The organism is Xanthomonas sp. 3058 (genome assembly GCF_014199765.1).
GTDB lineage: Bacteria > Pseudomonadota > Gammaproteobacteria > Xanthomonadales > Xanthomonadaceae > Xanthomonas > Xanthomonas campestris_B.
The window spans coordinates 1-26,280 of the sequence record NZ_JACHOF010000009.1 but is presented as its reverse complement, the minus strand read 5'-3'; the positions used below and the strand labels follow the sequence as shown (position 1 = coordinate 26,280).

17 protein-coding genes and 1 pseudogene are annotated in these 26,280 nt (G+C 60.0%); 14 read left to right on the top strand and 4 right to left on the bottom strand.

Going from position 1 to position 26,280, the window contains the following annotated elements; genetic code table 11:
• Positions 1-82 precede the first annotated feature (82 nt).
• From GGR61_RS12905 to GGR61_RS12855, 11 genes are all read left to right on the top strand, one after another.
• Positions 83-1,132, top strand: a complete 1,050-nt coding sequence (locus GGR61_RS12905; RefSeq protein ID WP_184621793.1) for a DNA cytosine methyltransferase — start codon at positions 83-85, stop codon at positions 1,130-1,132.
• Between the two features lie 21 nt (positions 1,133-1,153).
• Positions 1,154-1,612: a very short patch repair endonuclease gene (locus GGR61_RS12900; protein WP_184621791.1), complete on the top strand. Its 459-nt coding sequence runs from the start codon at positions 1,154-1,156 to the stop codon at positions 1,610-1,612.
• 19 nt (positions 1,613-1,631) lie between these two features.
• Positions 1,632-4,763, top strand: coding sequence for a DISARM system SNF2-like helicase DrmD (drmD, locus tag GGR61_RS12895; RefSeq protein ID WP_184621790.1), 3,132 nt, complete (start codon positions 1,632-1,634; stop codon positions 4,761-4,763).
• A complete protein-coding gene (locus GGR61_RS12890) occupies positions 4,760-5,395 on the top strand; it encodes a restriction endonuclease (RefSeq protein ID WP_184621788.1) in 636 nt (211 codons plus the stop codon). Before drmD ends, GGR61_RS12890 begins: the two co-directional genes overlap by 4 nt.
• The gene (locus GGR61_RS12885) at positions 5,389-9,690 is read left to right on the top strand and encodes a type IIL restriction-modification enzyme MmeI (protein WP_184621786.1); all 4,302 of its coding nucleotides are present in this window, start codon (positions 5,389-5,391) and stop codon (positions 9,688-9,690) included. Before GGR61_RS12890 ends, GGR61_RS12885 begins: the two co-directional genes overlap by 7 nt.
• Positions 9,687-11,564: an ATP-binding protein gene (locus GGR61_RS12880; RefSeq protein WP_184621784.1), complete on the top strand. Its 1,878-nt coding sequence runs from the start codon at positions 9,687-9,689 to the stop codon at positions 11,562-11,564. Before GGR61_RS12885 ends, GGR61_RS12880 begins: the two co-directional genes overlap by 4 nt.
• 8 nt (positions 11,565-11,572) lie before the next feature.
• Positions 11,573-15,547: a DISARM system helicase DrmA gene (drmA, locus tag GGR61_RS12875; RefSeq protein ID WP_184621782.1), complete on the top strand. Its 3,975-nt coding sequence runs from the start codon at positions 11,573-11,575 to the stop codon at positions 15,545-15,547.
• A 2-nt stretch (positions 15,548-15,549) separates the two neighbouring features.
• Positions 15,550-17,406: a DUF1998 domain-containing protein gene (locus GGR61_RS12870; protein WP_184621780.1), complete on the top strand. Its 1,857-nt coding sequence runs from the start codon at positions 15,550-15,552 to the stop codon at positions 17,404-17,406.
• A 1-nt stretch (position 17,407) separates the two neighbouring features.
• A complete protein-coding gene (drmC, locus tag GGR61_RS12865) occupies positions 17,408-18,169 on the top strand; it encodes a DISARM system phospholipase D-like protein DrmC (protein WP_167706727.1) in 762 nt (253 codons plus the stop codon).
• A 416-nt stretch (positions 18,170-18,585) separates the two neighbouring features.
• Positions 18,586-19,539 carry a DUF932 domain-containing protein gene (locus tag GGR61_RS12860; RefSeq protein ID WP_184621778.1) on the top strand — a complete coding sequence of 318 codons (954 nt, stop codon included), beginning with the start codon at positions 18,586-18,588 and terminating at the stop codon, positions 19,537-19,539.
• Positions 19,539-20,048: a JAB domain-containing protein gene (locus GGR61_RS12855; RefSeq protein WP_184621925.1), complete on the top strand. Its 510-nt coding sequence runs from the start codon at positions 19,539-19,541 to the stop codon at positions 20,046-20,048. Before GGR61_RS12860 ends, GGR61_RS12855 begins: the two co-directional genes overlap by 1 nt.
• Before the next feature lie 107 nt (positions 20,049-20,155).
• On the opposite strand, the gene GGR61_RS12850 is transcribed toward GGR61_RS12855, so the two are convergent.
• Complete coding sequence (locus GGR61_RS12850) at positions 20,156-20,353, bottom strand: helix-turn-helix transcriptional regulator (protein WP_228318198.1); 198 nt, start codon at positions 20,351-20,353, stop codon at positions 20,156-20,158.
• A 148-nt stretch (positions 20,354-20,501) separates the two neighbouring features.
• On the opposite strand from GGR61_RS12850, the gene GGR61_RS12845 reads away from it, so the two are divergent.
• Positions 20,502-20,912, top strand: a complete 411-nt coding sequence (locus tag GGR61_RS12845) for a hypothetical protein (RefSeq protein ID WP_167706732.1) — start codon at positions 20,502-20,504, stop codon at positions 20,910-20,912.
• 338 nt (positions 20,913-21,250) lie between these two features.
• Positions 21,251-21,883 (top strand): hypothetical protein, encoded by a 633-nt coding sequence (locus tag GGR61_RS12840; protein WP_260287747.1) that lies wholly within the window; start codon positions 21,251-21,253, stop codon positions 21,881-21,883.
• 361 nt (positions 21,884-22,244) lie between these two features.
• Here GGR61_RS12840 and GGR61_RS12835 read toward each other — a convergent pair whose 3' ends face one another.
• The 3 genes from GGR61_RS12835 to GGR61_RS12825 all read right to left on the bottom strand — a co-directional run bounded on the left by GGR61_RS12835 (position 22,245) and on the right by GGR61_RS12825 (position 25,792).
• Complete coding sequence (locus GGR61_RS12835) at positions 22,245-22,961, bottom strand: MobA/MobL family protein (RefSeq protein ID WP_184621774.1); 717 nt, start codon at positions 22,959-22,961, stop codon at positions 22,245-22,247.
• Positions 22,962-23,810: 849 nt separating this feature from the next.
• Entirely contained in the window at positions 23,811-25,301 is a 1,491-nt protein-coding gene (locus GGR61_RS12830) for a DUF3987 domain-containing protein (RefSeq protein ID WP_184621772.1), read from the bottom strand.
• Positions 25,302-25,393: 92 nt separating this feature from the next.
• Positions 25,394-25,792 (bottom strand): hypothetical protein, encoded by a 399-nt coding sequence (locus GGR61_RS12825; protein ID WP_167706739.1) that lies wholly within the window; start codon positions 25,790-25,792, stop codon positions 25,394-25,396.
• Positions 25,793-25,862: 70 nt separating this feature from the next.
• Between GGR61_RS12825 and GGR61_RS12820 the strand changes: the two are divergent.
• Positions 25,863-26,280: pseudogene (locus tag GGR61_RS12820) on the top strand (transposase); the annotation flags it as partial.

The window sequence follows — 26,280 nt, the reverse complement described above, 5'->3', positions numbered from 1 at the left end:
CGGATGGGGGGATGAGGATTTCTTGTATCTCTGGAGATTGATCCCCCAAATAGCGATTGAGATGAAACTAAGGGGGATTGGCATGAAAAAAAAAATTGCGTGTGTCGATCTATTTTGCGGCGCAGGCGGGTTGACGCATGGCTTCATTTTGGAAGGGTTCCCCGTCGTCGCGGGCATTGATCTCGACCCCGCCTGTCGCTTCCCCTATGAACAGAACAACGGCAAAGCCCGATTCCTTGAGCGTGACATCAGCACTGTCACGACCGATGAACTCAATGGGTTGTTCGGCGACGCCGATGTGACGATCTTGGCGGGCTGCGCACCGTGCCAGCCGTTCTCTACGTATGCTCAGCGTTACGAACTCGATGGCAAGGATGGCAAGTGGGGTCTGCTCTACCAGTTTGCGCGTCTCGCTGAAGGCGCGATGCCCGATGTCATCACGATGGAGAACGTGCCGACCGTCGCCAAGCACGAGGTGTTTCACGACTTCGTCGATACGCTGAAACGACTCGGTTACGAGGTTTGGCACGACGTCGTCGATAGTTCTGTCTATGGCGTTCCGCAGACGCGACGTCGGATGGTGTTGCTGGCCTCCAAGCACGGCAAGATCAAGATGATTGAACCGACGCTAAAGAAACCCAAGACGGTGAAGCAAGCCATCGGACGCTTGCGTCCTCTCAGCGCAGGTGAGTCTGCGCCCAAGGACAAACTGCACGTCACCTCGACGCTGTCTGACACAAACCTCAAGCGGATCAAGGTTTCAAAGCCGGGTGGTACTTGGCGCGATTGGCCGCAGAGCCTCGTCGCTGAATGCCACCGCGCCGACAGCGGTCGCACATATCCAGGCGTGTACGGAAGGATGGAGTGGGACAAGCCTGCGCCGACGATGACGACCCAATGCTATGGGTTCGGCAATGGCCGCTTCGGCCACCCCGAGCAGGATCGGGCGATCTCTCTTCGTGAAGCCGCGATCTTGCAAAGCTTCCCACGCGACTACAAATTCATCCCGAAGCGTGGTGAGGTCAGCTTCAAGGTGCTCGGTCGGCTGATCGGCAATGCAGTGCCCGTCGATCTCGGTCGCGCCATCGCTCGCAGCATCGACCAGCACCTCGCGTCGGTTCCGGCCAAGTGATGGACTGACGAGGACTATTGGATGCCCGGACTCGTGCCCTCATCATCCGATGTCAGTCGCCGCATGGCGAAGGTGAGGCAGACGGGCACGGACGCCGAACTTGCGCTGCGGCAGGAAATGTATCGCATCGGTCTGCGCTACAGGATCGACTACGAAGTGCTGAGAAAGCCCCGTCGCGTCGCCGACGTTGCGTTTCCCGGTCGAAGGATCGCGGTCTTCGTCGATGGATGCTTCTGGCATGGCTGTCCAGAACACGCCACCTGGCCGAAGCAGAACGCGGAGTTCTGGCGGGAAAAGATCGAAGCGAACCAGCGACGGGATGCGGACACGAACGACCGTCTGCGATCCCTCGGCTGGACGGTGCTTCGATTCTGGTCGCACGAGTCGCCGACCGAGGCCGCCCAAACCGTCGCACAACTGGTTGCTTTGGCCGACTTGAAGCATCGCGCGACGTCGCCCGGTGTGAACGAAAAGAACTGATAAGGAAGATGGCCATCGCATGGATGCCCAGAACGAACGGCAACCTCAGACATATCGCGCTCGCCCCGAGCCAGGGCAGCTCGTCGAGGTGCGCCGTCGTCAATGGGTGGTGGCCGACGTCGATGCCGCCGGGCTGGAAACCGCCGCGCCCCAACACTGCGTGACGCTCTCGTCGATCGACGAGGACGGTCTTGGCGAAGAACTTGAAGTCGTCTGGGAGATCGAGCCGGGCGCTCAGGTCATCGAGCGCGCGGGCCTGCCTTCGGTCACGGGTCAGGACGATTCGGGCATGCTCGACGCCTTCCTTGAGGCCGTGCGGTGGGGCGCAGCCACCAACGCCGACCGCGGATTTCTCCAAGCGCCGTTCCGCAGCGGCGTCAGCATCGAAGACTTCCAGCTCGACCCGCTGGTGCGCGCCATCGACATGGCGCGCGTCAACCTGCTCATCGCCGACGACGTGGGCCTCGGCAAGACTATTGAAGCAGGTCTGGTCATTCAGGAATTGCTGTTGCGGCATCGCGCGCGCACCGTCCTGATCGTCTGCCCCGCGTCGCTTCAGGAGAAGTGGCGCGTCGAGATGCTCGAGAAGTTCGGCCTCGAATTCCGCGTGGTGGACACGGACTACATCAAACGGTTGCGGCGCGAACGCGGCATCCACGCCAATCCGTGGACATCGCATCCGCGTCTGATCACGTCGATGGATTGGGCCAAGGGCGGGGAGGGCTTGCGCACCATGCGCGACGTGATCCCGCCGCACGTCGGCCATCCGCGCAAATTCGATCTGCTGGTCGTGGACGAAGCCCACAACGTCGCGCCCGCCGCAGGCGCGCACTACGCGCTGGAGAGCCAGCGCACGCGCTTCGTCCGTGCCATCGGCCCGCATTTCCAGCATCGTTTGTTCCTGACGGCGACGCCACACAACGGCTACACCGAGTCGTTCACCTCGCTGCTGGAACTGCTCGACGACCAGCGTTTCGCGCGCAATATCCTCCCAGACGAAAAGCGCCTGAGCCAGGTGATGATCCGTCGCTTGAAGAGCGATCTGCTCGATGCGGACGGTAATCCCTTGTATGCCCGGCGCACCTTGCAGGCGCTCGAAGTCCCCTACACGGCGGAAGAGCGCGAAGTTCACCGCAAACTGGACGACTACTGCGCCAGCCGCGAAAAGGACGCCGAGAAAGCGGGCAACGGCTTCGGCACGGCCTTCGTCAATCGCCTCCTCAAGAAGCGCCTGCTCTCGTCGCCAGCAGCATTCGCATCTACGCTCGAAAAGCACGTCGCCTCGTTGTCCAAAGTACGGCCCGCGAAGCCGGATGCGATGGCCGAGCGCATCCTCCACAAGGCCATCCTGAAGGCCGACGAGGACTACGCCGACGACAGGGAAGTCGAGAACGCACACGCCGAAGCCATTGAGGAAGCCACGCGCCGCTCGATGCCGCTGACGCCGGAACAGCGGGCGATGCTCGATGACTTGAGGGCATGGGCGCAGCGTGCTCGCAATCAGGCCGACTCCAAGGCCCAAGCCATCCTCGACTGGCTCACGGTCAATCTCAAGACCAACGGCGAGTGGAACGACCGCCGGGTGATCCTGTTCACCGAGTACCGCGCCACGCACCAGTGGATGCAGCAAATCCTCGCCAGCCACGGCTTCGGTAGTGAGCGTCTCGGCCTGCTCCACGGCGGTCTCTCCCAAGAAGAGCGCGAACCCATCAAGGCGGCGTTCCAAGCCTCTCCGCAGGATTCGCCCGTCCGCATCCTGCTCGCCACCGATGCGGCGTCCGAAGGCATCGACTTGCAGAACCACTGCAATCGGCTCATCCACTTGGAGATTCCCTACAACCCCAACGTGATGGAGCAGCGCAACGGGCGTATAGACCGCCACGGGCAGCGCGAGAAGGAAGTGCTGATCTGGCATCCGGTCGATGGTGGCGGCCCGAACGGCGCATCGGTCGGCGGCCACGGCGAGGACATCCTGCGCGCCTTGCGAAAGCTGGACTCGATGCGCGCCGACATGGGCAGCGTCAATCCGGTCATCGCGCCGCAGATGTCCGGTCTGATCGAAGGCTCCTTGAAGGATTTGGACACTCGTCTCGCTGAGGCGCGGATCGCACGGGCCAAGAACTTCGTTCGCGCCGAGCGCGAGTTGAAGGAGCGCGTCGCCAAGCTGCACGAACGCCTGCTCACCACCAAGCAGGATTTCCACCTCACGCCCGATCACGTCCTGATGGCCGTGAAGACCGGCCTCGCGCTGGCAGGCCGTCCGCCGCTAGAACCCGTCGAACTGGCGGGCGCGCCTTCGGGCAGCGTCTTCCGGATGCCTGCGCTATCCGGCTCGTGGGCGCGCTGTCTGGAAGGGCTGCGCCACCCGCACACCCAGAAGATACGACCCATCACTTTCGGCCACGCCGTCGCCAGTGGCCGCGACGACGTCGTGCTCGTCCACCTGAACCATCGCTTGGTGCAGATGTGCCTGCGCCTTCTGCGCGCCGAAATCTGGGCGCAGGACGACGTGAAGAAACTGCACCGCGTCACCGTCCGTACCGTGCCGGATGCACTCGTCGATGGCCCCGCCGTGGTCGTCGTCTCGCGGCTGGTCGTCACCGGCGGCAACCACCATCGGCTGCACGAGGAACTGACGGTATCGGGCGGCTACCTGCGCGACCAATCCTTCCGCCGCGAAGAAGGCGTCACCCGTGTCCAGCAGTGGTTGGACGAAGCGAAGCCGATCACGGCGGTTCCCTCCCTGTTCGATGCGCTCCGCGTCCGCTTCGACCGTCAGCAGGAAGCCATCCTGAAAACGGTGGATGCCCGTTCCAAAGAACGTCTCCGCTACCTGACCAACACGCTCCAGACCCGCAAGCAGCAGGAAATCGACGACATCGGCACCGTCCTTGATGAACTGGAGCAGGCGATCCAGTCCGAGTTGAAGAAAGGCGAGCAACCCGAACAGCTCTCGCTCTTCTCCGAGGACGAACGCACGCAGCTCCGCCGTGACATCGCCGCGCTGGAAGCGCGCCTCGCGCGCATCCCCGACGAGCGCAAGATGGAGACGCAGACCATCGAATCCCGCTACGCCAAGCTCGACGATCGCACTTTCCCGGTCGCGGTGATCTTCGTCGTGCCTGAATCCGCATCGGGGGTGGCGAAATGATGACTTGGCAGGAGTATCAGGAGGCCGTCGCCGAGTTCTACGAGCAAATCGACGACTTCGGTAACGTCAAAAGAAACGTTATGGTTCCGGACAAGATTACCGGCCAGCCACGGCAAATCGACGTGCTCATCGAAATTGAGGCCAAGGGGCACTCACTCAGGATGGTCGTCGATGCGAAGTTTCATGCCACCCCAATTGATGTAAGAGAGGTCGAGTCAGTTCTCGCCCTCGCAGATGCAGTTGGTGCCAACAAAGCCATCGTCGTTGCAGCGAATGGATGGACGGAGCCCGCCAAGAGGAAAGCAGACCATGTCGGATGTGGCCTTGAGCTTCTCTCAGTGGAAGAAGCTCTTGATCTGATTGTTCCGGACAAATGGAAGATGTGCCCAGCCTGTGGCGTGGACTGCATCGTTCTAGATCAAGACGGCGCAGTTCCACTTGATGGCTTGTTTTTCTGGTGGCTGGCAGGGCAGTGTCGAGGATGCAAATGCGCTCGTATCCATTGCCAGGAGTGCGGTTTGAAAACGTATATCGACCTCCATGCCTCCGTGGTTTGCGGATGTGGGCATCGCTGGTCGAGCACCGATGACGGCGTCACCATCACATTTTTCGTGGAAGAGCCCGAATGGTGACGCATATCCAACACCACGACTGGCTCTCGCTCATCGAGATTTCCGGCCCGTTCCTCGCCGTTCCCGTTCTGAAAGAAGCCTTCCCACAGGGACTGGAAGAACTCAATGCGGCCAAGCGCAAGCGGCTGCGGCAAGCCTACGACGAATGGCGCGAGGCGCTGGAAACCGACGATCCCCGCTTCGCCGATCTACACACGGCATGGATCGACGAAGTGCTGTCGCGCGGGCTGGAACTCGACGACGACGGTCGTGGCGATGTACTCAAACGCGGAGACCGGTGCGCCACGCACCTGATCATCGCGTTGCCCGAACACGGCGTGAGCCTCGCACCAGACTTCGCCGCTGTTGGCAATGGCGACGTGCCGCTGATGCTCGTCCATGCCTACGGGCCGGACGTCGATCTCGATGCCACAAAAAAGCTGGAAGGCTGGGCCAGCACACCGGCGGAACGCATGGTGACGCTCTGCCGCGCCACGGGCTGCCGTCTCGGGCTGGTCACCAACGGCGAACGCTGGATGCTGGTCGATGCGCCAGTGGGCGCGGTCACCACCTTCGCCAGTTGGTATGCGCGCATCTGGGCGCAGGAACCCGTCACCCTGCAAGCCTTCGTCCACTTACTTGGCATCCGGCGCTTCTTCGTCGATGAATCGGAACGGTTACCCGCGCTCTTCGACCGCTCTCTGAAGTATCAGGACGAAGTGACCGACGCCTTGGGTGAGCAGGTGCGGCGCGCGGTCGAAGTGCTTATCCAGTCGCTCGACAAGGCCGACCAAGACCGCGACCGCGAACTGCTGCACGGCGTGAAAGAAGCCGAACTCTACGAAGCTGCGCTGACGGTGATGATGCGGCTGGTCTTCCTGCTCTCCGCCGAAGAGCGGGGCCTGCTGCTCTTGGGCGACGAACGCTACGAAGCCAACTACGCGCTCTCGACTTTGCGCATGCAGTTGCGCGCCGAATCGGACGAGATTCTGGAGCGCCGCTGGGATGCGTGGTCGCGCATGCTGGCGCTCTTCCGCGCCGTGTATGGTGGCATCGAGCATGAAAACCTGCGCCTGCCCGCGCTGGGCGGCTCCCTGTTCAATCCAGACCGCTTCCCCTTCCTTGAAGGCCGCGCCCGTGGCTCCATTTGGCGCACCGACGTCGCTAAGCCACTGCCGATCGACAACCGCACGGTGTTGTTGTTGCTCGAAGCCATCCAGCAATTCCAGGGGCGCACGCTGTCGTATCGGGCATTGGACGTGGAGCAGATCGGCTACGTCTATGAGGGTTTGCTGGAGCGCACTGTCAAGCGCACCGCCGAGGTCACGCTGGAACTCGACGGCACCAAGAGTGCCCAGTCGCCTTGGGTGACGTTGGCAGAACTCGAATCCGCACGGCTGGATGGTGCCGCGCGCTTGGCCGAACTGCTCCAGCAGCGTTCCGGCAGTTCCGCCAGCCGCGTGCGCAACGATCTGGCCCGCCCCGTGGATGATGCGCTCGCCGATCGCTTGCTGACGGCCTGTAATGGCGACACAGCACTGCGCGACCGTATCAAACCGTTCGGCCATTTGGTGCGCACCGACCCTTGGGGCTACCCATTGGTCTATCCCGCCGGTGCCTTCATCGTCACCACCGGCTCCGACCGGCGCGAGACAGGCACCCACTACACGCCGAAGTCCCTCACCGAGGCCGTCGTCGCCGAAACGCTCACGCCCATCGCCTATGTCGGCCCAGCGCAGGGCACGCCACGCGCGGCGTGGGCGCTGAAATCACCCGCCGAGCTGCTCGACTTGAAGATATGCGACCCGGCGATGGGTTCGGGCGCTTTCCTCGTGCAAGCCTGCCGGTGGTTGGCCGACCGGCTGGTGGAGGCATGGGCGCACGCCGAAGCGCGCGGCCACACGGTCGGCGTCGATGGGCGAGTGATCGAAGCCGATGCCACCGTCGAAGTGTTGCCGCGCGACACCGAGGCGCGCACCGTCGTCGCCCGTCGCTTCATCGCCGAACGCTGCCTCTACGGCGTCGATCTGAACCCGTTGGCGGTGGAACTGGCCAAACTCTCCATCTGGCTGGTGACGCTGGCGAAGGGGCGGCCCTTCGGCTTCCTCGACCACAACCTGCGCTGTGGCGACAGCTTGCTCGGCATCCATCGGTTGGATCAGCTTACGCAGCTTTCGATTACCCCCTCAGGCCAGGGCCAGCTACGCCTATTCGGCCAGAACATCGAACAGGCCGTGCGCGAGGCCATCGAACTGCGGCAACGGTTGCGCGAAATGCCCATCCGCGACATCCACGACGTAGAAGTGATGGCGCATTTGGACGCCGACGCACGTCGCAGGCTGGAAGTGCCGGAGAGCATCGCCGATGCGTTCATCGGCGAGGTGTTCGCGTTGGGGGGCAATGGCGCAGGCTTGGAGAACGCGCTGACCTCGCTGACCGTCCAGGCTGGACAGGCCATCGATGGCGACCGCGACATGCTCGCCTTGATGCGAAGGGGATCGGTCGCGGCGCTTTCGACCGATCTGCCCGCTGACAAGCCCGCGCGTCGGCCTTTCCATTGGCCGTTGGTGTTTCCGGAGGTGTTCGGGCGCGACCGTGGAGGCTTCGACGGTATCGTTGGCAATCCCCCCTTTCTCGGCGGGCGAAGAATGCGTGCCGCTCTTGGTCAGAGCTATGTTGAATACCTCACCAACATTGTCACCACGGACGGAAGTGCGAATGCAAACCTATGCGCCTTCTTTTTTATCAGAGTGTCCCAAATCTTCAGAAGAAATGGGACTTGGGGACTTATCGCAACAAGCGCAGTTAAAGAGGGAGATAGTCGCAGGACAGGTTTTAACAGGGTAATCCATTCCGGATGTCAGATATATAAAGCCATTCCACTTCTTGAGTGGCCCGGCGCCGCCGCAGTGACGATATCACTTGCATGGATTTTTAGTGGGACATGGAAAGGAGAGGTATGGCTCGGCAATTCGTTGGTCCAAAGCATTGGAGCAAGTTTGACCGCCGATGCGCCGGCATCTGCTGAGCCGTTTGCTTTAGCTAAAAACAAGGGAAGAGCGTTTCAGGGTTCAAATATTCTTGGGGCTGGTTTTGTGCTCGAATCCCACGAAGCCAGTGAACTCATAGAAGGCTCATCGAAGTCTCAAGAAATCATAAGGAAATTTCTGAGAGGCGAAGACTTTGTGGACAGCCCCACCCAAGAGGCTAAGAAATTTATCATTGACTTCGGCGGCATGCCGCTCTCAAGGGAAAATTTCTCCGAAAGCTTTGACGGCAAAGTGGCCGAGGATTATGAGCAGTGCCTTCGTCGCATCGCTGAGAGAGTGAGGCCCGAACGAGAGAAGCAAAAGAGACGTCCATATCGCGAACGATGGTGGCAATACGCTGAAAGATGCACAAGTCTTTATACGGCAATTTCTGGCTTGTCACGAGTAATTTTTCAACCGTCTCCCTCGAAGCATCTCGCATTCTGTTTTGTTGACGCCGATCAGGTATTTTCCGGGCCGCATACGGTTGTTGCATCGGAAAGCTATCGCGAGTTAGGGGTACTAATTTCGTCTATCCACGCCGAATGGTGTTGGGCTTATTGCTCGACCATGCCTAGCGGGAGCCGCCGATACAACCCATCTGACTACTTGACATTTCCCCACCCTAGAAGCGTGGGTGGGATAGAAAGGGCCGCAGAAGTTTTTGACTCCAAGCGGAGAGCCGCCATGCGTACGCATGCTTATGGCATCGGCGCTTTAATGGACAGGGTTCACGACAGAGCCAATTCTGATGTTGACATTTTGGATCTTAGAGCCGCCTTGAAGGATGTGGATTCGCAGGTGCTGCTGGCGTACGGATGGAATGACCTAAGTGTTGAGTATGAGTTTCGAGAGATCGGTAGAGGCCGGCGCCTGGGGCTTGAGACTGGACTCGCAAGAGAGGTACTACGTCGCCTGTTGGAGCTGAATCACCAAAATTACGAGGAACAGGTCGCCGAAGGGTTGCACGGCGACACCACGCCACGCGCTTTAACGCGTGCCCCGCGTGTCGGTCGCACCACCAACGCCGCAACGGCTCAGCCCTCACTCGACTTCGGGACAGGGACTACTGCCAGCAGCAATGGCGCGACGCCCACCACGACGATCCTCAGTTTCCTGAGTGTGCAGGACGGCTGGCACGCCAAGGCCGACGTCCTCGCCGCCACCGGCATCACGGACGGTCAGTGGAACGCCGCGATAACCGACCTGATCACGGGCGGAAAAGTCGAGCGACAAGGCGAAAGGCGTGGCGCACGTTATCGTTTCCTTGCAGAGGAAGAAGAATGAAAAAGTACCGACTGGAAGTCGATCCGCGCATCCTCGAACTGCTTGGGCCGAACCTCTACACGAACATCTACTACGTCTTGGCGGAGTTGATCGCCAATGCGTATGACGCTGACGCGAAGAACGTTTACATCATTGCCGGCAAGGAGGACATCCGTGTCGAAGATGACGGCCACGGCATGTCCTACAAGGCGGGCGACATCACCAAGTACCTGAATGTGGCAGGTGTGTCGAGGACGACAGAGAAGGACTCACTCACGAAGTCCAGAAAGCGCCGCAAAATGGGACGCAAGGGCGTCGGCAAGCTGGCGGCGCTTTCCGTATCCGAGAACGTCGATGTCCTGACCGTCGCCAAAGGGGAAAAGTCGGGATTCGTGCTGACTCGTCATCCGGAAAATGGGCATGAACTGAAGGCCATTCCAGATGGCAAGGTCGTCTTCGAGCGCATCAAGAATCATGGCTCCGCCATCATCATGCGCCATCCGCAGTATCGGCTGCACAAGACGTTGGCAGCCGTGAAGCGAAATCTCCTCAAGATATTCCCACTGGTCGATTCAGGCTTCCGGATACACGTCATTCGCGGCAACGAAAGCGTGACGATCGACGACTTCGACCGCAGCGTCATGGGCGAGCTATGCACGCTGATCACGCTGGGCGACAGATTCGCATCACTGGGCAACCTAGTCACTGACAGCTATCCGAAAAAGCGGAACGATCTCGTCTCGCCACAGAAAGCGAAGATTTTGCCCGTCACCATGAAGGCCAACGACGGGAAGGAATACGAATACTCGCTCGAAGTCCTGGGTTGGATCGGAACCTACAAGACCACCCGCGGACGGAAGGCGGAGATGACCGACTTTCCAGACAACTTCATTTCACTGTTCGCCAATGAAAAAATGGGCGAGTTCAACATTCTCCCCGTCGTCGGCCAGAACAAGCTGAACGAAGTCTATGTCGTCGGCCAGTTGCACGTCGATCTGTTCGAGTTGACTGAATTGCCGGACATGGCATTGAGCAACCGTCAGGGCTACAAGTCCGACGATCCGCGTTATGAAGCGGTGCGCGAATACGTAAGAAGGGAATTGCTTGCCGATATTCTCAAGCGGCGAGAGACATACACGGATCTCTTGAACGCCGAGAAGAAGAAGCAGAAAGAGAAGGTGCAGAGGGATGCCGAAGCCAGATTGCGGGCATCGGTGGATGCCTTCCGTAAGAAGGCCAGCGAAGAGGCGGCGAGCGCACTGGCGAAATTGGGGGTGAAGATTCCGCGTGATGCGATGGAGAAGGCGATTTCCGAATCCATCAACGCGAATAGTCCAGACCTCGGGCTGAAAGCGGCAGTGGATTCCCAAAAGAAGAAAATCCTCATCAGCCAAACCTATCCGGACAAACCGTTTGCCGACATCATTCATCAGATGCTGGTTCTCAACAACGTCCCTGCCGATGACATCCTTTACACGAACTGCGACGAAGAGGTGTGCCGGGTTCCGGAAGGTCGTGAGATTTATGACTACCTCCGAGAGTTCTTCGTTGAAAGCTACTCGACCCAGAAGATTTTCGTGCTCTTCGTGACGAGCGAGAACACGAAGGTCTCGTGGGGAGCCATCACGGAGGTCGGTGCGTCTTGGATAACCAAGGTCGACCACAAGATTTTCAATATTCACCCATTCAGACCGGAGCATCCGCTCAATGACGAGATGCAATGGCAGAGCACCAATCGGGATAAAGCTGGCGGCGATCTGTGGATGATTCCGCTGAATGCGGACATCTTCTGCCAGAAGATCGAAGCAGTTTGTGATGCGCTGGGCTACAAGAAAAAAAGCCGAGCGCAAAACATGGCGCACTTGGGAACACTCGTTTCCATCAGGAAAGCGTGAGGCTCTACATGTCTGTGAGTACGAACATCAACGCATGGGTTGCTTTCGATCAGGGTCTCGGCACCCATCGCAGGCTCGCGCCCTACACCCTGGTCTTGAAGGGCGATAGTTCCCTGTATCAGGCCATTGCCGAGGACGATTGGGTGCTCGTGCTCAATCCTGCCGGCGAGATCGTCCGTGCCGGGCACGTGCTGCGGCTTCGCTCCGACCTCGAAACCACCACGATCTTCTTTGACCGGCTGTCCGCCACCGGCGCTCCGGTGCCGGTGGCCAGTGTTTCGTTGGCACCGCCATCGTCGGGGAACGTCGGACGCGTCCAGTGGGACGAGTTCGTCGCGGCCTTGTCCACTGCGCTGCACCAGACCGTCACTGGCGTGCCGCCGGTCGAGGATCGAGCCTACATCCGTGAACTGCTGCAACTGGCGGTGATGGACGACCTGCTCGGCCCGGCGGGTGGCCCGCACGAACGCATCTTGGACATGGGCGTGCGCGACCGTTATCTGGTCGGCAAGTTGGCACCGCGTGATGATGCTCAGGGAGGCATTGAAGGGCTGGAAGGCCCGCTGGCCGAGGACGAAGTCGAGGAACCCTCCGACCCCATTGTCCCCGGCCAGCACGAACCCGGTGCCGAGTTCGGTACGGCGACCGGGCGGGTGGAACCCGAATCGGACAGCTCGGACGAAATCGACGCCGCGAGCAATCAGTCGCTGGTGCCCAGCAGCTTTGGCATGACCTTCTGTGTGGATGGCGACGTGGAACGCATCGAGGTCGAGGCGCGGTGGGGCAGCTACGAGCGTGTGCCCAACGGGGAGCACGAGTTGACTCGCCCCAATGGACAGAAGGCCAAGGTCTGGCAGCGCATTCCCTGTGGCGGGAAGCTGGTGCTGCCGCTGACCGAAGGTGTGGTTCACCATCAGGCACCGGATGCAAACCGTCCGGCGGTGCGGATACAGGGTTCCGTCCGCGCCAAGAACGCCAATGGCGACCGCTTGGTGACGCTGTTCCTGGTGAATACGCAGCAGGAACCTGACACTAACCGCGATACGGCCTGGCTGTTCCAGCCGGAACTGATCGTGCGCGCGGAAGTGGAGGCTGCCACTGGGGCTATCTTTCGCCGCCGCCCCGTGCTGGACGCCGATGGTATGGACACCGAACGCGAATCGCTGGAGATGATCTACCGCAACCGTGTGGAGTTTGCGGTGGGGCACGGCATCGCCGTCCACGCCGAGATGGCGGATGACGTGACGCTGGCCACCGAGGTACGCACCACCGTGCTACCGCAGTACGAGGTACAGGTCACGGAGACACCGGGTCTTGATCCCGCCGACCGCCCGGCGATGAAGGAGATGCTGGCGAGTGGCCTGCTCGACATGCAGCGGCTCGCCACACTTGGCGTCACCGAGTTGGTCGATGCCCTGAACGTGCTGACGCAGGACTACGCGGTATGGATCGCCGAGCAGCGCGAGCGCATCGGTGAGGATGTGGTCGGATATGACGCACAGGCCGCGCAGGCGTTGGATCGCTGTCAGGAAATCCAATCGCGCTTGCAGCAGGGCATCGATACGCTGAAGAATGATGAAAAAGCGTTGGCCGCCTTCCGTTTTGCCAATCGGGCGATGGCAATCCAGCGCGTACGAAGCCTGTACGCGCTCGAAGTGCGGCGTGGGCGAGACGTAAGGGTCGATCAATTCGACCTGCCGAAGAACCGGAGCTGGCGTCCGTTCCAGTTGGCGTTCCTGCTGCTGTCGATCCCGTCGCTGGCCGACCCCATGCATTCGGATCGTGTGCAGCCGATGGAAGCCCATGCCGATCTGCTGTGGTTCCCCACCGGCGGCGGCAAAACCGAAGCCTATCTGGGCGTGGCGGCGTTCACGATGGCGATCCGCCGCTTGCAAGGCAAACTCGGCGGCTACGACGGCTCGCGCGGTCTGGCCGTAATCATGCGCTACACGCTGCGCCTGCTGACCTTGCAGCAGTTCCAGCGTGCCACCGCGCTGATCTGTGCGATGGAGATGCTGCGGCGAGAGGCACTGGCCAGCGGCGATTCCGCCTTGGGCCACGAGCCATTCACCATCGGCCTGTGGGTCGGCAACAAGGTGACGCCGGGCACTACCGATGACAGCCACCGCGCCATTGAGGACATCCGCAATCCCGGCAAACACCACGCCGGGGCGGCGTCACCCGTGCAACTGACCAGTTGCCCGTGGTGCGGCTCCGACATCGCGCCGGGGCGCGACGTGGAAGTCGACAAGAACCGCGGGCGCACGCTGGTCTATTGCGGCGACAAGAAGGGCCACTGCGAATTCTCCCGTGGCAAATCCAGCAAGTCGCCGCACCCCGGCATCCCGGTGCTGACGGTGGACGAGGAGATCTACCACCGCCCGCCGACGATGATGATCGCCACCGTGGACAAGTTCGCCATGATGGCGTGGCGTGGTCAGGTGCGCACGCTGTTCGGTCGTGTGAGCCAGGAATGCGAGCGCCACGGTTTGCTCTGGCCTGACTGCGAATGCAATACAGGTCATCGTGCCGCGAAAGGATTACCTGCGGCGGTGGTGAAGCATGTCAGCCCCCTTCGCCCGCCCGATCTGATCATCCAAGACGAGTTCCACCTCATCAGCGGCCCGTTGGGCACGATGGTCGGGCTATACGAATCTGCCGTCGATGAGCTGTCCGGCTGGACGCTCGATGGCAAAACGGTCAAGCCGAAGATCGTCGCGTCCACAGCGACGGTGCGTAAAGCCAAGGAACAGGTGAACAACGTGTTCATGCGGCGCGTGTCGGTGTTCCCACCGCACGGCTTGGACGTGGAGGACAACTACTTCTCGGTGCAGCGCCCGATCGAAGAGCGGCCCGGACGGCGCTACCTCGGCGTTTGCTCGCCCGGCAGCTCACGGCCAGCGATGCTGATCCGCGTCTATACCGCCTTCCTTACCGCAGCCCAGGCCCTGTTCGATCGTTTCGGCGAGCCCGCCGACCCGTACATGACGATGGTCGGCTACTTCAATTCGTTGCGAGAACTGGGCGGGATGCGGCGCCTGGCGGAGGACGACGTGCAGACACGTTCCTACCGTGTGCAGATGAGCATGGTCGAACGGCCCGCACTCGCGCAGCGTAGCGTCAATATTATCCGTGAGCTGACGTCGCGCGTCTCCAGCCAGGACATCCCGAAGTACCTCGACGATCTGGAGGTCAAGTTCAAGGCCGTGCTCGACGCGGCCACCGGGAAGTACGTGACGAAATGGAGCGAGGGCGATACCCGCGCGATCGACGTGGTGCTGGCGACCAACATGCTGTCGGTAGGCGTGGACGTGAATCGCTTGGGCCTGATGGCGGTGAACGGTCAGCCCAAGGGCACGGCGGAGTACATCCAGGCCACCAGCCGCGTGGGCCGTTCCTTCCCCGGCTTGGTCTGCACGGTGCTCACATGGGCGCGTCCGCGCGACCTCTCACACTACGAGACCTTCGAGCATTACCACGCGACCTTCTACAAGCATGTGGAAGCACAGTCGGTGACGCCTTTCTCGCCACGGGCGATGGATCGCGGCCTAACCGGCGCGCTCCTGTCTCTGATGCGTCTGGAGAACGATGCCTTCAGCCCGAACGTGGGCGCTGGCGAACTGGATAAGTCCAACAAGCCCGAGATCACCGAGGCCATCGACGTGCTGGTGCGGCGGGCATGGAATGTCAGCGAGACGAACACCATCAAGCAGCTGGCCGAGCGTGAACTGAAGGAGCGCGCGGACGAATGGGCGAAGAAGGTGAGCGTGCCCGGTCGCACCCTGGCCTACGAAAAGCGCGGTGCACAGGCGGCGACGATGGTCGGGCTGGTCAAGTCGCCGGGCATCCATGCGTGGGACAACTGGACGGTGCCGATGTCGATGCGCGAGGTGGAGCCGGGCGTGCGCCTGATCATGAACACGGGACACATCTCGGACGATCACGGGTGGAAGCCGCGTCCGGTGCCGAAGGACGAGGACTGACCATGACCACGAATAGAACACCTGTCGGGGAAGTCCGCCCCAGTCAACTGCTTTGGACATACGGGCCGGGCGCGCTGATCGATCTGCCGAACCTCTCGGTGGTGACGTTGGGCATCGACCAGTGGGAGAAGGACCGCTGCCAGCCTATTGGTGAGCCGCGCCTGCTCGCCGCCGTCCGCAAGGTTCTCGGTGCGCAGGTGGAGAGCCTGCGCATGCCGCCGTTCCAGAAGAGCGAACTCATCGATCCGTGGTCGGCGGAGGCGAACATCGGTGTTCCCGTGCGTCCGTTCCCGCGCTGGATGCGCTGTGTGAAGTGTGGCCTGCTGTCGCCCTTCGATGCGGGGCTGTTCGAAATCAAGGAAAACCGTTTCCGCCCGGAGCGAACCCGTTTCGTCCACAAGGGGTGCCGTGGTTCCAAGGGCGACCAGCCCGCGAAGGATGCCGACGCCGTTCCGGCGCGTTTCCTCTTGGCCTGCCGCGACGGCCACCTCGACGATTTTCCGTGGCGCTACTTCGTCCACGGCGGCAACAGCTCGTGCAAGGGGACGCTGCGCTTCTTCGAGAGCGGCGCTTCGTTGCAGACCGAGAACCTGTGGGTGAAGTGCGATGCCTGCGGCGCATCGCGCAGCATGGCGCACGCCTTCGGCAAGGCAGGGAAGGAAAACCTGCCGAGCTGTCGAGGCAGGCATCCCCACCTCGATCATTTCGACGAGGAGTGCGACGAGGACGCGCGAGCGGTCCTGCTAGGTTCGACGAACAGTTGGTTCCCGGTCACCCTGTCGGCGCTTGCCATCCCGCAGGCCAAAGACCCGCTCGGCCAACTGATTCAGGACGGATGGGCGGTCTTTCAGGGAATCACGGCTGAGGCTATGGTGCCGATCGTGGTGCAAACGCTGAAGTTGACTGGCGGACTCCCGGGCATCGAAAAACATTCGGCACCTAACATCTGGGCGGCCATCGAAGCCCATCGCAACGGTGGCGGGCAGGAGGTCGTCGGCGAGGCCGATATCAAGGGGCCGGAGTGGGAAGTGCTGACGTCGGCCAATCCGCCTGCCGACTACCCGCACTTTATGAGCAAGAAAGTGGCCACGCCCACTGGCTTCGAGAATCGGATCGACAGAGTGCTGCTACTGGAGAGGCTGCGCGAGGTCAATGCCTTGTTGGGTTTCACCCGCGTGGAGGCTCCTGAAGAATCGAGCGATCCGAACGAGCGACCGCATATGGCGGGCCTCGCGCGCCGCAAATCGGATTGGGTGCCCGCGAATCAGGTTCACGGTGAGGGCATCTTCATCCAGTTCGATGAGGCAGCGCTGCGGACATGGGAGGCGCAGGCTGGCGTCAAGAATGTCGATCGGATGCTTGAGGGGGGGCATCGCGGATGGCGCAACTCACGCCATCTCGACCCGAACGATGGCTACCCCGGCATTCGGTACGCCATGCTCCACACGCTTTCGCACCTGCTGATCCGCGAGCTGGCGCTGGAATGCGGCTACAACGCGGCGAGCATCCGCGAACGCATCTACGCCGACGTGTCGGGCGCGAATCCCCAAGCGGGCATCCTCATCTACACGGCAGCAGCCGATTCCGATGGGACGCTGGGTGGCCTCGTCGATCTCGGCAAGCCGGAAAACCTCGGTCGGTTGCTCCGGCAGGCGCTGAACCGATCGAAGATATGTTCGTCCGATCCGCTTTGTTCGGAACACGATCCGGGCAAAGACCGTTCGTTGCACGCGGCAGCCTGCCATTCATGCAGCCTGGTTGCCGAAACCTCGTGCGAACGGGGCAACCGATACCTCGACAGATCGTTGCTGGTACAGACCCTCGAACGAGGCGATGCCGCGTTCTTCGCGGGGCTGTGACATGGAAAGGTTGCTGGAAACCGTCACAGCCGTGGCCTGTCTCATTTCACCGGAGAAGGTTCGGGCGCTCGCAGGCGCGATTCGGAAGGCCGAGAGACCGATGACGAACGTCGCCCTGTCGGATGTCGTCGGCACTTCCACGGCCAAGGTTGCTGTCGAACGGCTCGTCGATGCTTGGAAGGCCACGTCGGTTGGTTCCAGTGAACTGGCCTTGATGCTGCTCGCCGCCAGCCATGCGTTCGAGAACGTGTCTAAGCATCAGTCCACGGAACTCGTGTGGACGGGTCCGACTACGCCCTTCGTCTCCGCTCGACGAACCGAACAGGCGCTACTGCAAGTTATCGGTACGGCCAAGCAGGCCTTGTTCGTCAGCAGCTTCGTGGCCTATGACGTCTCGACCATCGTGAGGGCATTGAACGAAGCCAGCTCGCGCGGCGTGAGCATCTCAATGCTGCTCGAATCGTCGCAGGATCACGGCGGCAGCATCTCGTTTGACGTGATTGGAAAGCTGCGCGCACTGGTCCCATCCGCGAAGCTCTTCGCTTGGCATGAACGAGCGGCCAAGTTCTCAAGCGGGCGGGTTCACGCCAAAGTCGCGGTCGCCGATGGTGAGGTTTGCTTCATCACCAGCGCCAACCTGACCGGCCATGCGATGGAGCAGAATATGGAAGCAGGCGTGCTCCTCACGGGAGGGCAAATCCCAAGGTCGCTCCACGATCATTTGCAGGCGTTAGTGGACACGAGGACGGTTTCATCCGTCTGACTTACTAAGACTCAGTGGAGCTGCTACGGCTAGGCCGTTGTCGTTCCGTAGTGAGCTGACGCAATAAGAGGTCTGCCAGGCGATATATCGCAGCCCACGATTCGACGAAATTTCGAACCCATATCACCCTCATGGAGCTTGCAGTGATGTGGCTTCGCGTCTAGGTGCTGCGCCCATAGTGCCTCTGTTGGAGCTTGTAAGGATGAAGAGCAGGGTCGAGCTGATCTACTGCGTGATGGTGGTGGCCACGGCGGTCCTTGCCGGGGTCATCAAATGCACCGTGAGCGCGGCCTGTAGCCGATGCGGTGACTTGGTCGACCCGTTCGACTAGAACCCAACTACATAAGGCACCCCGCACAGGGCCCGGCGTCGTCCGGGCCCTGTGCGTTTTTGCCGTCAACAACGAAGAGATAGAAATGCACTTGATCGAAACGATGGCCTACGCCGGGGATATACCCTGGCAAGGCGTGGGTAACCGGCTGGCCCCGCGGCAGCCCATCGACGTATGGAAGCGGCAGGCGGGCATGGACTGGAAGATAGAGGAGGCGGAGGTGCGCTACGTTGCGGGTAGCCACAACCTTGGCGTGATCCATGCCTTCCCGGAGCAGAAGGTGCTTTATCGCTCGGATACGCGTTTGCCCCTGTCAGTCGTGTCCAAGCGCTTCCAGGTCGTGCAGCCGGGCCAGATCCTGGAGTTCTACCGGGATCTGACGGCGTACAACGGATTTGAGCTCGAGACGGCCGGTGTCCTGAGGGAAGGGCGCAAGTTTTGGGCGCTGGCCAGGACAGGTCAGAGCACCGTGCTTCGGGGGAGAGACAGAGTGGACGGCTATCTTCTCCTGGCCACTGCCTGTGATGGGACGCTGGCCACGACGGCTCAGTTCACCTCCATCCGGGTGGTCTGCAACAACACCCTTGCGGTTGCCTTGGGAGACAGTGGTGGCGCCATCAAGGTGCCGCACCGAAGCCACTTCGATCCGGACCTCGTGAAGCGACAGCTCGGCATTACGGTTTCGGCCTGGGGCGGTTTCGTCGACCGAATGAAGGCTCTTTGCGAATCCCCCGTAGACCCAGACGCTGCCGATGCTCTGTTGCGCCGTGTGTTGACCTACACCACTCCCGATGCGGCTCATGTGGTCAACGAACAGGCGGTGGCCAAAGTGCGCGCGCTGTATGAGGGCGATGGGCGAGGATCCAGGCTTGCTTCCAGCCGAGCGACGGCTTGGGGTCTGCTCAACGCCATCACTGAGCACGTCGATCATCATCGACGTGCTCGAAGTGACGACCACCGCCGGGATGCGGCCTGGTTTGGGCAGGGAGCCAAGATCAAGCAGCGCGCGTGGGAGGAAGTGATGGGGATGGTGGCGTGATGCAGGCCGAGACACGCACATGTGCTCCGTCTGGTGGCGGGCCTTCACCATCGCAGGATGTCATCCGGGCACGGGATGACAAGATCGTCGCGCGCGCCCTGCGCATCCTCGAGCAGCGAGCCTGCGAGCCAGGGCCGCGACTCGGGGATGTCTCAAAATGCGGCGCCTTCTTCCGGCTGCGGTTGGGCGGTGAGATACGGGAGCACTTCGAGGTTGCCTTCCTTGATAACCAGCACCGGCTCGTCGGGGTAGAGCGTTTGTTCTCCGGGTCAGTGGAGGGTGCGGAGGTGCATCCGCGCATCGTTGTCCAGCGCGCGCTGGCCTTGAATGCTGCGGCAGTCATCGTGGCTCACAACCACCCGAGTGGCCACACTGAGCCTTCAGCAGCCGACCGAGCTGTCACGGTCCAGTTGAAGACAGTCTTGCAGTTGGTGGAGATCCGGCTGCTGGACCATTTCGTGGTCACGGCTCACCAGGCGGTTTCGATGGCTACCCGGGGATGGGTGTAGGGCTGACATCCGCTCTGGGGTCGGTCTCGGCACAGCACGCCGTACATCGACTCGTCTTGTTCCACGTTCAGTGGCCGAGCCCTGAAGGGCCGGCCACAGGATTGCTGTCAGTCGAGAAGTGACCCGGGGCGAACCCGAAGCGCCAGTGCGATGCGCTCGATGTTGTAGATCGTCACATTCTTCTCGCCACGCTCGAGCATACCGATGTAGGTCCTGTGGACGCCGGCTGCCTCGGCAAGGTCTTCCTGCGACAGCCCGCGCTCCTTTCTCAATCGCCGGACGTTGCCAGCAAAGACGGTGACCAACCGAGTTTCGTGAGCTGCCCGAGCCATCGCGAGATGGTCTGGGTTTGAATACTACTATTCGACATACTAGAATTAGCATTTGGCGATGTCTAAGCTAGCCCAATCGCCCTATGTCCAACTCGGTCACCTAACAACACAGGGGAATCAAATGAAGGGAATCGTCTCAGTCAGCATGGTGCTGGTGTCTGTTCTTTTGTCGGGTTGTGTCGGTGGCACGCCTGACTGTGGTGATAGCGAGACCATGGACCTGATCCATGACGTGATCGTCAAAGCGGTGGAGAAGCGCGTGACGTGGTACGAGAGCAGCGCGGAAGCCAAGAAGTACATGGACATGTTTAACGTTGAGGCCTTCCGGAAAATCCCGGACAACTACGAGGTATCCAAAATCCGCGTCCTGAGTTATGACAAGGACACAGACGTCTACGAATGCGAAGCCAGCATCACTTACGACTACCAGCCAGGCCGCGAACGCAACTTCCGCTACCGAGTAGAAACGGACCAAGGCGACTCTCAGACGCTCTTGTCTTATGAAAAGTCGATGCTCGGCCCGATCTTTTAGGATCGACTGGAGGCTGCTCACGCACAACCATCCAGATGGCAACCTAGAGCCATCAGCTGCTGACCGGCTGCTGTCCCCGCAGTGCAGCGTCCTGGCTACCTTGCTGATGCATGCTCCAAGCATCAGCAGGGCCGGCCAAGCACGCAGCGAATTCATCGGCAGCTGTGCCAGCAGCGGAGGGAGCGAGTCTGTCTGCGAATGCGCTTTCGACAAGCTGCAGGCGCATTACGGGGAAGAAGGAACTGTTGCAATTCAGTCCGAGGGCTCTCCGCCCCCGGACTTCATCGATCAATTGGCCAATGCCGCATAACAGTGCAGGAAGCGATAAGGAAATGAAGATGAAGCAGATTTACCGGTCCGCGATGATCCTGCTAGCCGCGCTAGCCGTAACGGGGTGTGGCAAAGCAGATGAGGTAACGAAAGCCGGCGATATCAACCTTGCTGGCTGCGAGGTTCCGGCGGGTACCAAGCGAGCAGAGGCCGAGGCTATCCAGTGCGATGCCGCCAAGGGCTTAAAAGCCGAGGCAGAGAAAGTGCCTCCGCAGGAAGCTGTCCAGATCACACCTGACGCTGAGGTCATCAATGCTGCCATCGCGCAGGAGGCGAAGAAGGCTGAGGGAGCAACCGAGTACAAAGATGCGCGGAAGATAGTCGAAGGCGATCTGACCGGGGATGGCAAGCCGGAAGTGGTGGCCCTGTACACCTTAGAGGGCAGCGGAAACGGCAATGGTGCGGGCGGTTATCTGGCGGCATTCGAACGCAAGGAAGGTCCCCAGTTGCAGCTGGCCGGCACGACGTCGGTTTCTGGCTTCGCGGTCGCAGCCCAGAAGGTGAGCTTGAAGGAAGGCACCGTGCACGTGACGTTGCTTGTCCCAGGGCCGGATGATCCGGCCTGCTGCCCCTCGACGGAAGAGGAAAGCTTGTACGTTTTTCATGGAGGGAAGTGGCTGCAGGTGCAGCCATCTCCCTGATCTGTGCCCGCCTCACTACGCAAAGGGAGCAGATGCTCCCTTTGCGTAGTACCGACACCGAGCCATTTTTTTTCATAGGCTATCAATGTGGAGAAGAGGCTGGTGGCCGAGACCGCTAAGCGCAATGAAAGTGTCAATGGCTCCGCCAACGGACCTCCTTGAGTATTCTTGCTTGCGCCCTCTGGCTCTACGTTCTGTAGCAATGCCAGCAGAAATCGCCAGGAACAATGGATAGGCTCTACGTTGTAAAGCTTTGATCTGGCGTTGTTTCCAGCGCAATACGGCGGTTGCAGCTTAAGTTCCTGCTAGCAAAAGCTACGGACCCCAAGTAACTAATGACAGCGCTGTCTGTAGCCGAGCCTCACAAGCTGTGGGCGGATTGGCGGTTGGCGACGTACTCATCCCGTTGTGCTTGGCTCATGTGCCTGATCTGCGCTTTTCCCAGATGCGTTTCGGCCTTGCGATCAATGCCGCGTGCTCTGAAACTGCGGTGATCGACCTGCCACGATAAGCTTGCCTCGGCCAGGTACCGATTGATGATCGTGCAGATCGTCATCCTAGATGCGACGAGATCCTGGCTCATCTCGAACGGTGTCTTGCCGCCACTGAGCTTCCTGCAGCCGCCACGCTCGGGATGGGCAGGGTTGTAACGGGTGAAGTAGCGATCGGCAGGACGTGCAGTGCCGTCGTCAGGGCGATCGGAGTACATCAGATGGCAGTGGAGATTGATGCACCCGCCAAGTTCTGCCTCTGGGCCATGCAGGGCGGCCTGCCAAGGGCGTGGCCCGACAACAGCCTGCGCGATCTCCTTCATCAAAGCGATGTTGGTCTCGATGCTCAGCTGATTGGGAAGGGCAATGATCCACTCTCGATAGGCGGCGCCGCCATTGCGCTCCCACTCGTCAGCGTACTTCCAGAACGTCAATGGATGGTCCCGGCTCCACTCGGGCATGTTGCCGAAGGCAAAAGCGAGCAGGTCATCTTGAGCAGCCCACTTGCCCATGCGGGCATCGTACCGGCAGTGCTCGGCGGCGCTACCTTTGTTGCCCTTCTTGATCTCTGCATGGAACTCGAACACTGGTGCTTCTCCGGTTGCGCAGGAAGGCGTGGGCAGGCACACATTTCGAGAAACGTTAAGTGCGCCTCCTCATTCCTCCCCCATGTGTGGTTGATCAACAGAGGCCACCAATGGAGGCGAGTGCGCTGTTGTCTGATCGGGGTGTGTGGGGCTGTACGGTGTATCCGTACATACGGTTACCCTTTCGGTAGAAAAATACCGATCAGCGAATCAATGTGGGCAATCACAGAGCGTGATGGGAGTGTGGTTTAGTGAGGGAACTCATGTGCCTGATGAAGTTATCCATATCCGCATTGGATTGGTTATGGATATTAGTGTCCGTGGATTGAATTCGGGGAGGGCATGCTCCCATAGTCAAAGAACATACCGCTTCCTGAATATGGATAAATGCGGTCTAAAAGTTAAATGCTCTTCATTCTTATCTTGGAGGGTCTGCTGCGGCACAGAATTTAACGGCTGTTGCGGAGAAGCATCAATACCAGGAACGGGGTATGGCTTAGCCCAAGAATCGCCACGAGAAGGCCGAAGGGAATCGCGGTAAATGTGTGAATAAGGTGCGGTGAATTTTGTGAGAGAGAGGAAAGAAGCGCTACCAAAATTCTGGTGAAAGACTGGAAGGTAAATCGGTGTAGATAATTGTGCTGGCCAGCTCTGTCCTCGGTGGTTGGCATGTCAAGGGGTAACGCTGGTCTGCCTACTCAAGGGCGGGAGTGGGCTGCAGATGGAAGTAGGGCGCTACAGGTGCCAGGGAGGAACCAAGCAGACAGGCAACCCTAAGGTAACCGTGCAATCGTGCGAAGGGTTCGCACGATTGCACGACTTCCCCCCCCCTGCCTGCCTGCTCGGCGTCTACTGGGGACGACTTATTAGACGAACTTTCTCAGTAGTCTGGCCACGTGCTCCCGGCACTGAAAAAATCTCGATTAGTCCCTTCCTTACCAAGATATCCAGGAGCTTGTGGACCTTCTTGCCGCGCATGCGCCTTGAAGGAGATAGCCGAGATACGGTGCTAACGCGATCGTAATCCATTTGCAGTGGGACTCGACCGACGCTGTGAGTCGGTTGACTGCCTAGCTTCTCTCTCAGCCACTCGTACAGGTGCATTGCATCGACTTCATCAGGATCTTCAGGGATGAAGGTTTTCATATAGTCTTGCGAGGAGTGGTCGCAGATTGCAATGGCGCTCAAAAGGCATTCCACCCCGATTTCATCGCCTTCGAATCGCTCGGCTGCATGAAATCCCGCAGCCATTCGAGCCGCGTTCTCCGCAAGCCTTGCAGCACAGTCATTTGCTCTTTCGTAGCGTCCGCCAAGCTGGCGTTGCTCTTCGATGTAGTTGAAATAGAGCATCCAGATTTTGGCTGCCTCTGTCCCAAAACGCAGCACCTTGCGGCTATAACCGGGAGAAGAAATAGCTTGGACTCCTTCGAGCAGAATCTCCTTCATGTTGCGATTAAACTCGTCACGATAGCGAGTCTCCACTGGCATATTGGCGGAATTGATGTCCAAGAAGCGGCCACCGTTAGAGCGTTCGGAGTTGCAATAAACCATACGGGCGAAGAGGCCGGAATCCAGCCCCGCTGCTCCGACCACAGATTTAACGATGGAGGCCAGCTTGTTTGGCTGAATCATCAGTAGCATGGCTAGTCGGGGATCTTCACAGTAATAGCTTGCCACGCTGACACGCGGGTCATTGATCGTCTCGTGGCTCCAGGTGTCGCAAAACAGCGTGTCGGAAGGAAGAATGCTGGAGCGGAGGTACATTGCGCAGTCGCTTGAGATGATCGTTGTGCAAGGGAAGTCTGTCAGCGCTCGCAATAACGGCGCGTACTTCGGCTCCTTCATGGACAAGTTAAACTCGCGAGGTCCGGCAGGCTTGCGGCGGTCATGCTCATCGCAACGCTCCTTAATTGCTTCAATGTCTAGTCCCTTCTTTACAGCTGTCGCTAGATTTGCCGATAGCACTTGTTCCTCGCGCTTCCAGCGATCTTCCTGCTGTTGGTAAGATGCTTCGGCCTGGTTGAACTGATGCTTGAGATCGGATTGGATTTCATCGAAGGCACGGAAGAAATCATGGCGAACACTAGTCTTGCCCTCGCCAGAATTGGCGCTTACCAGTGCGTAGATGTTGGTTCCGAATTTGCCACCGTTCGGTGTTTCCACGTCAAACAACAACTGAGCCGCAGAACAATAAGCCGCGGCTGCTGTGAAGTAAGGCATCTTGACTGGGACTTTGCGTGCGTTGAGGCATTCCTGGATGGCGGCTTGGAATTTCGGAAGGGGGAAGTCCCCAGCCTTGGGAAGCATTTCAAATGGAAAAGAGTGTTGGAAATTGTTCACTTTGGATTCTCGTTGATATGGGCAAATAACCCTCGGTCCAGAGACCGAGGGCTGGAGTCGTTTTCGGATCGGTCGAGAACTACTTAGGCTGCTTAAGGAAGTCCGCTCGGCGGTTCCGGTGGCTGTTCGCCACTATTCGACCCGAACATGCCCGTGCTCGTATCGGCTTCATCGGTATTCAGGGTCTGACCGCACTGCTGGCAGATAGGCATGCCCTCAATCCGTTCCATTGCCTTCATCAGATTTTCTAGTAGAGCGGGATAGAGCTTCAGCCCACCATCGGCAACGATTTTAAGGATCTGCTTGGTCTTCATCTTGTTGTGGCGGGCGGCGACAACGCCTGGATAGAAGGCCTTGAACTCCCGAAGCTTGAGCTGGAAGCTGTCACCAGCCGTCGTCTGCAGTAGACGAATCGCTCGCTCTATGCGGGTTTCCCGCACTTCCGCATCTTTCGGCTTAGTTTCCGCTGAGATATCGTTCCTGGTTTTCATACGACGTCCCCCCGATTTTGAGTAGCACGCCAGTTTGGAGTCCAATTCCCTACCCCGAAGGAGATTGGACGTGAAGAAACGTTTTACTGACGAGCAGGTCATCGGCTTTCTGCGCGAAGCCGAAAGCGGCGTGGCGATCAAGGACCTGTGCCGGCGCCATGGCTTCAGCGAGGCCTCCTACTACCTGTGGCGCAGCAAGTTCGGCGGGATGAGCGTGCCTGATGCCAAGCGGCTCAAGGACCTCGAGTCCGAGAACGCGCGGCTGAAGAAGTTGCTGGCCGAGCAGGTGTTCGAGAACGACCTGATCAAGGATGCGCTGCGAAAAAAGTGGTAAGCGCACCGGCGCGTCGTACGCTGGTGCGCGAGTGGATCGGGCGTGGTGCCAGCGAGCGTCGCGCCTTGGCAGCGATCGGCATGAGCGCCAGTGCGCTGCGCTATTGCCCACGCGAAGACCGCAATGGCGAACTGCGCGAGCGCATCGTTGCGTT